The sequence below is a fragment of the Blastomonas sp. UPD001 genome (assembly GCF_003426715.1).
Classification (GTDB): Bacteria; Pseudomonadota; Alphaproteobacteria; order Sphingomonadales; family Sphingomonadaceae; genus Blastomonas.
Genome location: NZ_QKVT01000001.1, coordinates 2,099,037 through 2,112,981, shown reverse-complemented (window position 1 = coordinate 2,112,981; position 13,945 = coordinate 2,099,037). Strand labels below are relative to the sequence as shown.

The following is a 13,945-nucleotide window of genomic DNA, read 5'->3' as shown; positions in this document are numbered from 1 at the left end:
CGGGGGGCCGGCGGCGGCTTCCGCCTGTCGCGCCCGCCCGCCGCGATCACGCTCGCCGACATCGTCGAAGCGGTCGACGGCCCGATCACCATCACGGTCTGTTCGGGCGAGCATGCCAGCGATTGCGCGATCGAGGGCAGCTGCCATGTCCGCCCGCACTGGCAGATCGTCAACCGCACCGTCCGCACCGCCTTGGCCTCGGTCACGCTCGCCAGCCTCGGCCAGCACATTCCGGACCCCCGCCGCCCCGAACATGCTCTTGATTTCAAAAGGACCGTATCGTGACCGACGACAGCAACACCGCTGACAGCAAGGTGCGCGATGCCGACGCCTGGGCCGCGGCCGAGAAGGTGGGCACATATGAATGGGGCTTCACCAGCGATATTGAGCAGGAACTCGCGCCCAAGGGGCTGAACGAGGACACCGTCCGCTATATCAGCGCCAAGAAGAACGAGCCCGAATGGATGCTCGACTGGCGGCTCAAGGCGTTCCGCATCTGGCAGGAGATGCCCGAGCCCGACTGGGCCAAGCTGCACTATCCGCCGATCGACTATCAGGACGCCTATTATTACGCGGCGCCCAAGGCCAAGCCCAAGCTGGGCTCGCTCGACGAGGTCGATCCGGAAATCCTGCGTGTCTATGAGAAGCTCGGCATCCCGATCGAGGAGCAGAAGGTGCTCGCCGGGGTTGAAGGCGCGCGCAAGGTCGCGGTCGATGCGGTGTTCGACAGCGTCTCGGTGGCCACCACCTTCCGCGAGGAGCTGAGCCGCGCCGGCGTCATCTTCATGTCGATCAGCGAAGCGATCCGCGAGCATCCCGAGCTCGTCAGGAAGTGGCTGGGCAAGGTCGTGCCGGTGCGCGACAATTATTTCGCCTGCCTCAACTGCGCAGTCTTTTCCGACGGCACCTTCGTCTACATTCCCGAGGGCGTGCGCTGTCCGATGGAGCTTTCCACCTATTTCCGCATCAACGCGGAAAATACCGGCCAGTTCGAGCGCACGCTGATCGTCGCCGACAAGGGCTCATATGTCAGCTATCTCGAGGGCTGCACCGCGCCGCAGCGCGACGAGAACCAGCTCCACGCCGCCGTGGTCGAGCTGGTCGCGCTCGACGATGCCGAGATCAAGTACTCGACTGTGCAGAACTGGTATCCGGGCGATGCCGAGGGCAAGGGCGGCATCTACAATTTCGTCACCAAGCGCGGCCTGGCGCAGGGCGCGCGCTCGAAGATCAGCTGGACCCAGGTCGAGACCGGCTCTGCGGTGACGTGGAAATATCCCAGCTGCGTGCTCAACGGTGAGGACAGCGTCGGCGAATTCTATTCGGTCGCAGTGACCAACAATTACCAGCAGGCCGATACCGGCACCAAGATGATCCACAACGGCAAGGGCAGCCGCTCGACCATCGTGTCCAAGGGGATCAGCGCCGGCAAGAGCAACAACACCTATCGCGGTCTGGTGCGCGTCGCCCCCTCGGCCGAGGGCGTACGCAACTTCACCCAGTGCGACAGCCTGTTGCTCGGCGACCAATGCGGCGCGCACACCGTCCCCTATATCGAGGTGCGCAATCCTTCCGCGACGATCGAGCACGAGGCGACCACCAGCAAGATCAGCGACGACCAGCTGTTCTATGCGATGCAGCGCGGGCTTTCGCAGGAAGACGCCGTCGCGCTGATCGTCAACGGCTTCGCGCGCGAGGTGCTAAAGCAGCTGCCGATGGAATTCGCGGTCGAGGCGCAGAAGCTGCTGGGGATTTCGCTGGAGGGGAGCGTGGGGTGAACAACATCCTGTGGCTCGCTACTGTCGTGGGGTTGCCCGTCGCTTTGGCATGGCGGGTGTTCGCAAATGAGCCGCCAAAGCGGCACTTCATGGCCTCTTGGGTTCTCTCCGTGGTCGGCGTTCAGGTCATTTTCTTCGGATTTGTACTTACGCTGACATTAGCAGGGATAAGCCCTTTTGGTATGTTCGAAGGATTTATCTTGCTGCCGGTTTCGGCAGTTACCGCAACGATAATTGGATTGGTTGTCAGAAAACAACGTCAATCCAGCTTGGAAAGCTAACATGCTCAAAATCAACAACCTCCACGCCACGGTTGGCGAAACCGCGATCCTCAAGGGGCTGTCGCTTACCATCAACGCGGGCGAGATCCATGCGATCATGGGCCCCAATGGCGCGGGCAAGTCAACGCTCGCCTATACGCTGGGCGGACGGCCCGGCTATGAGGTGACGCAGGGGAGCGCGACCTTCGATGGGCAGGACCTGCTCGGGATGGAACCGCACGAGCGCGCTGCCGCGGGGCTGTTCCTGGGCTTCCAGTATCCGGTCGAGATCCCCGGCGTCTCCAACCTGCAATTCCTGCGCGAGAGCCTGAATGCCCAGCGCAAGGCGCGCGGCGAAGAGCCGCTGTCGGGCGCGGAGTTCATCAAGCTTGCCAAGGAAAAGGCGGCGTTGCTGCGCATGGACATGGAAATGCTCAAGCGCCCGGTGAATGTCGGCTTTTCGGGCGGTGAGAAGAAGCGCAACGAGATGGTGCAGATGGGGATCATCGACCCCAAGCTCGCGCTGCTCGACGAGACCGATAGCGGGCTCGACATCGACGCGCTGCGCATCGTCGGCGAGGGCATCAACGCGATCATGCGCAAGAGCGACAAGGCGGTGCTGCTCATCACCCACTATCAGCGGCTGCTCGATCTGGTGAAGCCCGATTTCGTCCATGTCCTCGCCGGTGGCCGCATCGTGCGCAGCGGCGGACCCGAGCTGGCGCTGGAGCTGGAAGAGCAGGGATACGAGGCGGTGGCGTGATGGTAATGCCAGCCAGACCCTTCTCCCTTGATGGGAGAAGGATACGGAGCCTTGCCACGCGTAGCGCGGCTAGGCGCAGTTGGATGAGGGTGAGTGCGCCATGCTCAGCGACAGCTTTGCAGCCGCGCCACCCTCACCCAGCTTCGCCTAAATTCGCTTCGCTCATCAAGGCTTCGCAGCCCTCTCCCATCAAGGGAGAGGGATTTGGGGGGAAGAGAGCATGAGCGCGACGATCCATCCCCTTCCCACCCGCCGCGACGAGGCCTGGCGCTATGCCGATCTCGATGCGCTGGCGCGCGTCTGGGGCGAGCGCATTTCGAGATGGGCGGGGCGATCCTGGGGCAGGGCGACCAGACGCTCGAGATCGTCACCCAGGTCAACCATGCGCACCCCCATGCCACCAGCAACCAGGTGGTGCGCTCGGTGCTTGCGGGCCGCGCGACCGGATCGTTCCTCGGCAAGGTCGCGGTCGCGCGCCATGCGCAGAAGACCGATGCGTCGCAGTCGGTGAAAGCGATGCTGCTTGACCGCACTGCGACCGCCAATGCCAAGCCCGAGCTGGAAATCTATGCCGACGACGTGAAATGCGCGCACGGCGCGACCGTGGGCGAGCTCGACAGGCAAGCGCTGTTCTACATGGCCGCGCGGGGATTGCCGCCGCAGGTGGCGCGCAAGCTGATGCTGCAGGCGTTCATCGCCGACGCGTTCGTGTCGCTCGACGATGACGCCGCGCGCGAGGCGATCGAGACCCGCGCGCTCGCCGCGCTGGAGGGACTGGCGTGATGGGCCCCGCTCTTGCCATCAAGCCTTCTCCCCTTGAGGGAGAAGGATACGGAGCCTTGCTGGCGCAGCCAGCTAGGCGCAGTTGGATGAGGGGTAGCTGCGCCAGCCGCCCCCTCACCCAGCTCCGACTAGGCACGCTGCGCGCGCCAAGTCTGCGCAACCCTCTCCCTCGGGGGGGAGAGGGGCTGGCGGGAGAGCCATCATGACCACTCTCATCGCACCACCCCGCCTGCTCGACCATCGCGCCGATTTCCCCGGCCTGATCACCGCATCGGGCGAGCCCTGGCATTATCTCGATTCCGCCGCCACGGCGCAGAAGCCGAAAGCGGTGATCGATGCGATCGCGCAGAGCTATGGCGGCGATTATGCGACCGTGCACCGCGGCGTCTATGCGCGCTCGGCGGACATGACGATCGCGTACGAGGCTGCGCGGCGCAAGGCGGCGGCGTTCATCGGCGGGCGCGAGGACGAGACCGTGTTCGTGCGCGGCGCGACCGAGGGGATCAACCTGGTCGCCTCGAGCTGGGGCGGGGCCAATCTGAAGCCCGGTGATCGCATCCTGCTCAGCCAGCTCGAGCATCACAGCAATATCGTGCCCTGGCAGCTGGTCGCCGAATGCACCGGCGCGGTGATCGATGTCGCGCCGCTGACCGAGGATGGTCGGATCGATCTCGACGCGATCGAGGCGATGCTGACGCCGGCGCACAAGATGGTGTCGCTTGCGCATGTGTCGAACGTGCTCGGCAGCGTGCTCGATGCGAAGCGCGCGGCGGCGCTCGCGCATAATGTCGGCGCGCTGCTGCTGCTCGACGGCTGCCAGGCGGTGCCGCGCTTGCCTGTCGATGTCGCGGCCCTGGGCTGCGATTTCTATGTCTACAGCGCGCACAAGCTCTATGGCCCGACCGGCATCGGCGTGCTCTGGGGCCGCAAGGATCTGCTCGATGCGATGCCGCCCTGGCAGGGCGGCGGCGCGATGATCGACCGGGTGACCTTCGAACGGACGACCTATGCCCCGCCGCCGCAGCGGTTCGAGGCGGGCACGCCGCATATCACCGGCACGGTCGGACTCGCGGCGGCGATCGATTATGTGCAAGCCATCGGCGTCGAGACGATCCACGCGCACGAATGCGCGCTGGTCGCCGAGGCGCAGGATGCGCTGTCGGGCATCAACGCGATCCGGCTGTTCGGGCCGAAGGACAGCGCGGGCATCCTTTCGTTCGAGATGCAGGGGGTGCATCCGCACGACATCGGCACCATATTGGACGAGGCGCATGTCGCGATCCGCGCCGGGCATCATTGCGCGCAGCCGCTGATGGACCATCTCGGCGTGCCCGCGACCGCGCGCGCGAGCTTCGGGATTTACAGCAACAGCGAAGATGTCGCCGCGCTGGTGCGGGGACTGGAACGGGTCCGCAGGATTTTCGGGTGAGGCATATGGAAGAGACGGGAAAGATCGTGATCGACGAGGTCGAGGCAGTGGCCAAGCCGCCCAAGGCGCGGGTGCAGGACGTGGTCGAGGACGCCGCGCCGACAGAGCCACGCCGCCGCGATTATCTGGACGGTTTTCTGGCGGAAAAGCCGCAGGGCCTGACCCCCAACGAGCCCGGCGGCGAGGTGTACGAGGCGGTGATCGACCGGCTGAAGGGCATCTATGATCCCGAAATACCGGTGAACATCTATGACCTGGGCCTGATCTATGGCGTCGAGGTGAACGACGCGCACGCGATCATCACCATGACGCTGACGACGCCGCATTGTCCGGTCGCCGAATCGATGCCGGGCGAGGTCGAGATGCAGGTCTGCTCGGTCCCCGGCATCGCCGATGCCGAGGTCAATCTGGTCTGGGACCCGCCCTGGGATCCGGGCAAGATGAGCGACGAGGCCCGGCTCGAGATGGGGATGTTGTAATGGAATCACCCTCTCCCCTCCGAGGGAGAGGGTTGCGGAGACTTATGAGCGGAGCGAATTAGTCGGAGCTGGGAGAGGGGGCAGCGAGGTGCGTGCTTGCAAATATCGCGCCCTCACCCTCACCCAGCTTCGACTAGGGCCTGGCAAGCCAGACCCAAGTCTTCGCAGCCCTCTCCCTTCAAGGGAGAGGGGTTTTGAAGGAGCAAGCCAATGACGACGACCACCACCACCCGTGCCCGTCCCGCTGCGCTGACGCTGACGCCCTCGGCCGAAGCGCGCATCGCGCATCTGATGGCGAATGCGCCCGAAGGAGCGATCGGGGTGAAGCTGTCGACGCCGCGCCGCGGCTGTTCGGGCCTGGCCTATTCGGTCGATTATGTCACCGAGGAGGTGAAGTTCGACGAGAAGATCGAGACCCCCGGCGGCACCTTCTATGTCGATGGCGGATCGGTGCTCTATCTGATCGGATCGACCATGGACTGGGTCGAGGACGATTTCACCGCCGGCTTCGTGTTCAATAACCCCAATGCCAAGGGCAGCTGCGGCTGCGGCGAGAGCTTCACGGTCTGAAGCCCCGCCGCGCCGGCGGTTAGACCCTATTCGCTTTTGATGAAACCAAAAGCTGGGTCTAACCTTCTGTTTTGCCGTGATTTCCGAGCCGTGAAATGTTCCATTTCACTCGAAATCACTCTAGCCCATCGGGATCGGACGTTCGCCGACAATCGACAGGCCATAGCCGTCGAGCGCGACCAGGCTGTGATGCGAGTTGGTCAGCAATTCCATCTCGTTCACGCCCATTTCGGTGAGGATCTGCGCACCGATGCCGTAATCGCGCAATTCCTCCATATCGGGCACCGTCTCGCCCGATTTCATCCGCACCGCGTTGCTCAGGCTGTTGATGCCGTGCCGATTGAGCAGCACGACCAGGCCTGCGCCTTCCTCGCCGATCAGGTCCATCGCCTTGCCCAGCACGCCCGAACGCGGCCCCGTCTCGCCGAAAATGTCGGAGAACGGGCTCAGCACGTGCATGCGCACCAGGGTCGGCTTGTCGGGATCGACATGGCCCTTTTGCAGCACGATCTGCTCGTTCTTCTCGGCCTTGTTGTAGAAGACGATCGCCTTCCACTCGCCGCCGTGACGGCTGGTGAAGCGCGCCTCGGCGCGGCGCTCGACCAGATGGTCGTGGCGGCGGCGATAGGCGATCAGGTCGCGGATCGTGCCGATCTTCATGCCGTGGATGTGCGCGAACTCGATCAGGTCGTCGAGCCGGGCCATGGTGCCGTCGTCGTTCATGATCTCGCAGATCACTCCCGAGGGGTTGAGGCCGGCGAGCCGCGACACGTCCACCGCCGCCTCGGTATGCCCTGCGCGCACCAGCACGCCGCCATCGCGCGCCATCAGCGGGAAGACATGGCCGGGGGTGACAATCTCCTCGGGCCCCTTGCTGGGGTCGATCGCGACGGTGACGGTGCGCGAACGGTCCGCCGCGCTGATCCCGGTGGTGACGCCGTCGCGCGCCTCGATCGAGACGGTGAACGCGGTTTCGTGCCGCGTCCCGTTGTTGCGCGACATGAGGTTGAGGCCGAGCTGTTCGACCCGGTCGCGCGTCATCGCGAGGCAGATCAGCCCGCGACCATATTTGGCCATGAAGTTGATCGCGTCGGGCGTCGCCATCTGCGCGGGGATGATGAGATCGCCCTCGTTCTCGCGGTCCTCGTCATCGACCAGGATGTACATGCGCCCGTTGCGCGCCTCGTTGATGATCTCTTCGGCCGTGGCCATCACCCCGGCGGGATCGCGCGAGAGATAGCGCTCGAGCTTGCCGAGCGTCTCGGCGGTGGGGTTCCAGTCGGGCTCGCCCAGCTTGCGCAGCGAATTGGCGTGCAGGCCGGCGGCGCGCGCCAGCCCGGCGCGGCTTTCCTGGCCGGTTTCGATGATTTCGACAATGCGTTCGATCAGCTGTGCAGACATGGGAATATCCTTTCGGACATTCCGATATCACATCGCAGTGTGAGCCTGAAGCGGAAAATCACATCGAAAGCGATTTTACCTCGTTCATCCGCATCAGATACCGCGCGAGCACGTCGATCTCCAGATTGACCGGATCGCCGGGCTGCAGATCGCCCAGCGTGGTCATCTCCCAGGTGTGCGGGATGATGTTGAGGCCGAAATGGACGGTGCCATCGCTCTGGTCGGCATGCGAATTGACGGTGAGCGACACGCCATCCACCGTGATCGATCCCTTGGCCGCGATATAGGGCGCAAGCGCGGCGGGCGCGGCGATGGTGAAGCGGATCGAATCGCCTTCGGCCTCGCGCGCGGCCACGGTGCCGACGCCGTCGACATGACCGGTGACGAGATGCCCGCCCAGTTCGTCGCCGATCCTGAGCGCGCGTTCGAGGTTCAGCCGCTTGCCCTGCACCCAGCGGTTCGCGGCGGTCTTGCTCACGGTCTCGGCAGAAATATCGACGGTGAACCAGTCGTCGCCCTTGCTGGTCACGGTCAGGCACGCGCCCGAACAGGCGATCGACGCGCCTATGGCAACACCGGCCATGTCATAGCTGCAGCGGATGCGCGCGTGCAGGTCGCCGCGCTGCTCGGCATGCTCGATCGTGCCGATATCGGTGATGATGCCTGTGAACATGAAATGGGTCCTCGATGCGGCGGGTCAGCGCACCCGCTGGTAGCTTTCCATCCGGTCCTTGCCAAGCAGCCGCGTGTCGTCGAGCCGCCAGCGTCCATGCGCGCTCGCCAGAACGTCCAGAGCGATATCGCCCAAGGCCGCCATGCCGCGCCCGATCAGCACCGGCGCGCGATAGAGCAGCAGCCGGTCGACCATGTCGCGCGCCAGAAACGCGGCGGCGACTTCCGCCCCGCCTTCGACCATCAGCCAGTCGGTTCCGTCCAGCGTCGCGATGTCCTCGGGTGCGGCGATGCCGGTCCAGCCCGGCGGCGCATCGCCCATCCGGCTCAGCAGCACGCGGCGGGGGGAGCGCTGCTCGAGCCCGGGCAGGCGCACATCGAGTCGGCATCGCCGGTGATCCAGCGGCTGGTGCCATCGGCCAGCGCGATCTGCCCGTCGAGCGAGGTGGCAAGCTTGAGCGTGACGAACGGGCGGCCGAGCGTCTGGCGCGTGAGGAAGCCGGCGAGGCTGGCGCGCGCTTCGCTTTCCAGCACACCGGTCTCGACCGCGATGCCCGCCGCGCGCAGCCGCTCGATCCCGGCGCCATTGGTGCGTGGATCGGGGTCCTGCACCGCGACGACGACGCGCGATACGCCGCTGGCGATCAGCAGGTCGGCACAGGCGGGGCCGCGCTGGCTCCGGTGCGCGCAGGGTTCGAGCGTGACATAGGCGGTGGCTCCGCGCGCGGCCTCGCCCGCCTGGTCGAGCGCCATGGCCTCGCCGTGCGGACGTCCGCCGCGATCGGTCCAGCCGCGGCCGATGACGCGATCGTCGCGCACCAGAATGCATCCGACCGACGGATTGGGGCTCGACAAGGCCCGGCCCCGGCCCGCCAGCGCGATGGCGGCGCGCATCCAGTCGGCATCGGACCGCGCGGCTGGGATCACTCGGTGTCCATGCCCAACTGTTCGGCGAGGCGGCGATATTGCGCCTTGCGCTCTTCCTCGCGCTTCAGCCGCTCGGCCTCGCGCTTTTCCTTGAGCAGCTGGTTCGCCTCGATCTCCTGGCGGATCTGCTCGTCGCTGCGTCCGGGCTCGAGGCTGGTCACCCAGGTGATCTCGGGCCGCTTCCACTGCACCTCGAAACCCGATTCGCTGATGAACGCGCCGAAGATCGCGATGGTGCAGGCCGCCGACAGCGCAAGAAAGCGCCATTTATGCTCCTGCTGGTCGAACCAGTAGGCCTTGAGGTCCGATGCAGCGCGCACCGGCGATATGTCGCGAAAGAATCCCATGCCGGTCAAGATAGGCGCTTGCGTCCGTCTTGACCAGTGCGGGGCTATTTCACCAGAGGCTTCGTCCCATCGCCGAGCAGGATGAACGCCGCCCAGTAATAGGGATGCGAGGTCAGCGGATCGTCCATCGCGGCGCGCTGCGCCCTGGCGAGCGATTCGTTCATCGCGGTGCCGGGCGCGGCCTTGAACAGCGAGGAGATCAGATTCTCGGTCGCGTTGAAATCATCGGGCACCGGCCAGTGGCTCGCCAGCACCGAGCGTGCTCCGGCGCCGACGAACGCGCGGACCAGACCATCGAGCGCGAAATTGCCCCCGGTCTCGATCCCCGCCTCGCGCGAGGCCGAAACGGTCGCCAGTCCCGCGGTGTCGCAGGCCGAGAGGATCACGAGATCGGCATCGAGCTTCAGGTCGAATATCTCCTTGAAGCTCAGCAGCCCGTCCGAGCTCGCATCGCCGAACGAGGTGACCAGCGCCGGGCGCGCGGGGCATTCGGGGCGCGGCGCGGTGACGAGACCGTGCGTCGCAAAGTGCAGGATGCGATAGTCGTCGAGATCGTCGCGGCCGAGCAAGGCGGTGTCGCTGAAGCTCTGCTGCGTGATCACATTGGCGCGGCCGGCCCCCAGCACGCTTTGCGCGAGCTTGAGTTCGGCCGGCGAAATCGGGTCCATCCAGGTTGCGACAGGCCATTCGCAATCGGCATCGCGCTGCGCCGAGGCTAGCTGGATGCGCTCGGGTGGCGGAGCATTCTCGCCCACGCCGAGATAGGTCTGCTTGCCGCGCGCGGGCGCAATGGTGCGCACATCGGCGAACGAGCGCGGCGACACCGCGATCGAGAAGCGCCGGTCGCGCCCGAACCACGCGACGCCGGTAAAGTCGAACGGGTCCGAATCGATCGCGGCCGAACGCTCGAGATAGGCATCGACGCCCTTCTGGTCCTCGACCAGCAGCCCCGGCGGCAGCTGTAGCAACGCGCCATCGGGTTCGTAGACGAGATGCTCGATGCTGGCGAGGTCCTGCTTCAGGCCGGGGAACAGCGCTTCGTACAGCTTGCGCGCCTCGACGACGTCGAACGGATAGTTGGTCGGCTGGCCGTTCTCGATCACCACGATCGAATCGCGCAGCTTGGCGACGGTCTTGTCGAGATCGGCGCGGGTCAGCGCGATGCTGACCGTGCGCACCCTGTCCGCAGTGATCAGCTGGCCATAGACCTTCTGCCCGACAAAGCTGACCTTGTAATAGCCTTCGCGCGGGCCGAGCAGCTTCTGCAACTCCGCCAGCGTCACCGATGTCGGCGAGAGCACGCGATACTGCGAATACTGGCCCAGCCGCGATTGCAGCGCGGTCTGCTCGTTCTGCTGGGTGGTCAGCGATTCGCGCGCGAGCGCCAGGGTCGCCAGATCGTCGGGCGTCGGGGTGGGCAGGGCTTCCAGCCGCTGGATCTCGGCGCTGGTACGCGCGATCTCGCGGGTGCGCGTCACCGCCAGGCGGAACAACGCCGAGGCCTCGTCATTGCCTTCGGAAAGCTCGCGCGCCAGCACCGCCTGGGTCTGCGCGACGCCGGGGCGCTGGAGCAGCTGGCTCGCGTTGAACATGCGCGCGGCCACCGATGGATCGCTATCGGCACGCGTGGCGAGCTGGGCGAAATAAGGCCCCAGCATTTCCTTCATCGCGGCACGTGCGCTCGGCACGGCCTCGCCCTCGGCGACGATCTCGTCATACAGCGCGATCGAGGCCTCGGCCTCGCCCCGCCGCGCCAGGAAGGCCGCGAGCCGTCCCTTGGCGCTGAGCAGGCCGGGCGATTGCGGATAGTCGAGCTTGTAGATGTCGAGCGCCTCGGTCAGGCCCGCGCGCGCGCCGACAAAGTCGCCGCGCGATTCCTGGATCAGTGCGCGCTGCGTCGCCACTTCGGCGCGCAGCCAGCCGGTCGAGCTGATCCGGCCGTTGCGCACGGCGACGATCGTGTCGATGCCCTGTTGCAGCGCGGCCAGCGCCGCGTCGCTCTGCCCGGCAAGCCGCAGCGCGGTGCCGCGCAGCAGCAGCGCCTGGCCGTCGAGAATCTGCGCGCGCTCGGGCCCGGTCAGGCTCGAATCGACCCCGCCGAGCCGCTTGAGGCCCGAATTCTCGCGATTGATCTGGTCGGCGAGCATCTTGGTGATCTCGCCCTGCGACAGCCGCGTCTCGCCGACCATCTCGGTATCGATCGACACCGGGCGGTCGAGCACCTGGAGCGCCTCTTGCGGGTTGCGCTGGTTGATCGCATCGATCGCGCGGAAGTTGCGGATCATCCGCTGGGTGACGCCGTCGCTGGCCGCGACCAGCCGGTCGGCGCGCGCGAACAGCGCGCCGGCGGTGGCGAAATCGCCCATATTGGACAGCTGCAGCGCCTGATTGGCAAGGAACTCGGCGCTGCGCTCGCTGCCGCCCTGCTCGCGCGCGGCGAGCGTCTCGAAAAACTCGGCGGATTCGGCATAGGCGCCGTAATTGTTGCGGATATAGGCCTCGACGCGTGCCGATTCCTCGTCGAGCGTGCCGGCCTGGATGCGCGCAAAGGCGGCGGGATCGCTGACCTGGGTGGTGGCAACGTCGACCGTGCCGGGCACCGCGCGGTCGGTGACCAGCGCCGCCAGCGCCAGCTTGAGCGCCGAATCATAGCCCGAAAGCCCCTCGGCGACGAACACCGTGTCGCCGCGGACGGCGGCGTAGATGCGGTAATCGACGCCCGCCCTGGGATCGCGACATTCGATGACGCTCGCGCCGCCGGTGGTCTCGACCTCGGCCACCTGCTTCTCGCCGCAGGACAGGCGGGTCTTGGCCGCTTCCAGATACTGCGCCAACCGGTCACCCTCGCCACCGCGCAGTGCATAGAGCGAGGCGACCGGACTTGCGGCGTCGCGACACACCACGCGATAGCCGCGATCGAACATGCTGGTGAGCGCAGGATCGGTCGGGCGGTACTGCGCGGTGCACAGCACGCCCGCCGATCCCACGCGGAAGCTGTCGCGCAGCGCGATCGATTCCTGTCCCTGCGCAAGGGCGGGCGAGCCGAGGCCGGCGGCCAGCGCGAGCAGCGCGGTGCCGCCATGGCGCAAGGCGCGGGTGAACGCGGGCTGGAACGACAGGGGGCGGATCATGGCTGTCCTCCGGTTTCAGGCACCGTTTCATTGAGCGGCACGTCGAGCTGCAGATTGGGGTTCCCGCCGCTGGTGACGGGCTCGTCGATGATCGGCTCGACGCCGAGGCGCCGGGTGTTGACGATGGTGACCGGCGGCATGATCGGACGGCGCGGGGCCGCCTCGCCACGCGCGGCCTCTTCGGCTGCGGCTTCGGCTTCTTCCTGCTCCTGCTTCTGCTCGCGTTCGGCGGCGGGCTTGGGCGGCGGCGGCCCGGCATGCACGACCACGGTCGGGCCCTGTTCGGTAATGCCACCCCCGCCGCACGAAATGGCCGAGAGCAGGCAGCCATTGACGCTGGAGGTGCTGGTAAAGCCGCTCGGTCCGCCGCTGTCCTGTCCGGAGCTGCTGGTCGAGCGCGGGAAGATCAGGTCGCGCACCGATGTGCCGTTGCGCACCAGATCGCCGGTATCGAGCAGCTGGCCATAGATCACGAGATCGATCAGGCTGGGTGTGCCCTGGCTCTGCGAGCTGCGCGGGGTCACCTGGAAGCTGCCGACGCGACCGAAAAAGCCCGCATTGAGCAGCGAGGTGCCGGTATTCTGGATCAGCAGCGTGCTGCCCACCGTGAAGCGCAGGCTCGAGGCCTGGATCACGCCATCGGGACGCGAGGTCGCGATCGGCAGGCCCAGTGCGTTGTCGCGGCCGGTGAAATTGACATTCTCCGCCAGCCGCTCGAGCAGCGAGGCGCTGGCGATATGGATGTTGTTGGCGTTGATCGAGAGGATGCCGCCCGGCGAGCTGCCGTTGAGGAAGAGCCCGCCGCTGTCTGCGTTGATCTCCACCCGGTTGGCGTTGAGCGACACCCGGTTGGTGGCGGCCATGGAATTGAACACGGCATTGCCGTTGACGCGGATGGTGCCCGATGTGTTGATCGTCAGGCTGCCCTCGGCGCCGTTGAGGTTCACGCCGCTCGATGCGCTCGACCCGTTCATCGTCAGCGCGCGAATCTCGACGCCGGTGCCGGTCGACGAGACATTGGGCGCGTTGATGACGATGTTCTGCGCACGGATGCGCGAGATCTCGCTGCCATCGAGCGAATAGGTGCCGCTGCTCTGGCTGTCGCTGGTCGTGCCGCCGAGCACCACCGAACCGCTGCGGTTGGCGGTCAGCGTGATCGTGCCGGTATTGGCATTGCCCAGGCCCCCGGCTTGCGAGAAGGCGATATCGCCCGAGCTGATCGCGATGGTCGGGGCGACCGCGAGACCGCCGAACACCGCCGTGCCGCCGACGTCCAGGCTGATCCGCGTGCCCGCAGTGATCGTGCTGTTGGCCGAGAAGGTGCCGGTCGAGGCACCCAGCAGTGTTCCGGTCGTCGTCGCGCCGATCGACACGCTGCCGCCGACGCGCGCCGGGGTGGCGGCGA

Annotated in this window: 12 protein-coding genes and 2 pseudogenes; 8 read left to right on the top strand and 6 right to left on the bottom strand. The window is 66.2% G+C overall.

What is annotated here, in order from left to right; all coding sequences use genetic code 11:
• From DM995_RS10735 to DM995_RS10700, 8 genes and pseudogenes are all read left to right on the top strand, one after another.
• Window positions 1-285: RrF2 family transcriptional regulator (locus DM995_RS10735; RefSeq protein WP_198669324.1), on the top strand; the 285-nt coding region annotated here is incomplete at its 5' end.
• On the top strand, window positions 282-1,778 hold the full coding sequence (gene sufB / locus DM995_RS10730) for a Fe-S cluster assembly protein SufB (RefSeq protein ID WP_023839543.1): 1,497 nt from the start codon (window positions 282-284) through the stop codon (window positions 1,776-1,778). The genes DM995_RS10735 and sufB, both read left to right, overlap by 4 nt.
• Entirely contained in the window at window positions 1,775-2,059 is a 285-nt protein-coding gene (locus DM995_RS10725; protein ID WP_116969420.1) for a hypothetical protein, read from the top strand. The genes sufB and DM995_RS10725 overlap by 4 nt, the downstream gene beginning before the upstream one ends.
• A 1-nt stretch (window position 2,060) precedes the next feature.
• Window positions 2,061-2,801, top strand: a complete 741-nt coding sequence (gene sufC, locus DM995_RS10720; protein WP_116969419.1) for a Fe-S cluster assembly ATPase SufC — start codon at window positions 2,061-2,063, stop codon at window positions 2,799-2,801.
• Window positions 2,802-3,021: 220 nt separating this feature from the next.
• A pseudogene (locus DM995_RS10715) lies at window positions 3,022-3,584 on the top strand (SufD family Fe-S cluster assembly protein).
• A 202-nt stretch (window positions 3,585-3,786) separates the two neighbouring features.
• Entirely contained in the window at window positions 3,787-5,013 is a 1,227-nt protein-coding gene (locus tag DM995_RS10710; protein WP_116969418.1) for a cysteine desulfurase, read from the top strand.
• Window positions 5,014-5,018: 5 nt separating this feature from the next.
• On the top strand, window positions 5,019-5,492 hold the full coding sequence (locus tag DM995_RS10705) for a DUF59 domain-containing protein (RefSeq protein WP_116969417.1): 474 nt from the start codon (window positions 5,019-5,021) through the stop codon (window positions 5,490-5,492).
• Between the two features lie 210 nt (window positions 5,493-5,702).
• A complete protein-coding gene (locus DM995_RS10700; RefSeq protein WP_116969416.1) occupies window positions 5,703-6,062 on the top strand; it encodes a HesB/IscA family protein in 360 nt (119 codons plus the stop codon).
• 120 nt (window positions 6,063-6,182) lie between these two features.
• Here DM995_RS10700 and ribB read toward each other — a convergent pair whose 3' ends face one another.
• The 6 genes and pseudogenes from ribB to DM995_RS10670 all read right to left on the bottom strand — a co-directional run.
• Window positions 6,183-7,463, bottom strand: coding sequence for a 3,4-dihydroxy-2-butanone-4-phosphate synthase (ribB, locus tag DM995_RS10695; protein WP_023838653.1), 1,281 nt, complete (start codon window positions 7,461-7,463; stop codon window positions 6,183-6,185).
• Between the two features lie 58 nt (window positions 7,464-7,521).
• A complete protein-coding gene (locus tag DM995_RS10690; protein WP_023838654.1) occupies window positions 7,522-8,136 on the bottom strand; it encodes a riboflavin synthase in 615 nt (204 codons plus the stop codon).
• A 24-nt stretch (window positions 8,137-8,160) separates the two neighbouring features.
• A pseudogene (gene ribD / locus DM995_RS10685) lies at window positions 8,161-9,029 on the bottom strand (bifunctional diaminohydroxyphosphoribosylaminopyrimidine deaminase/5-amino-6-(5-phosphoribosylamino)uracil reductase RibD).
• Between the two features lie 29 nt (window positions 9,030-9,058).
• Window positions 9,059-9,409, bottom strand: coding sequence for a hypothetical protein (locus DM995_RS10680; RefSeq protein WP_023838656.1), 351 nt, complete (start codon window positions 9,407-9,409; stop codon window positions 9,059-9,061).
• Window positions 9,410-9,453: 44 nt separating this feature from the next.
• The gene (locus DM995_RS10675; protein ID WP_116969415.1) at window positions 9,454-12,540 is read right to left on the bottom strand and encodes a CHAT domain-containing protein; all 3,087 of its coding nucleotides are present in this window, start codon (window positions 12,538-12,540) and stop codon (window positions 9,454-9,456) included.
• On the bottom strand, window positions 12,537-13,945 hold a 1,409-nt coding region (locus tag DM995_RS10670; protein ID WP_198669323.1), incomplete at its 5' end, for a hypothetical protein. The genes DM995_RS10675 and DM995_RS10670, both read right to left, overlap by 4 nt.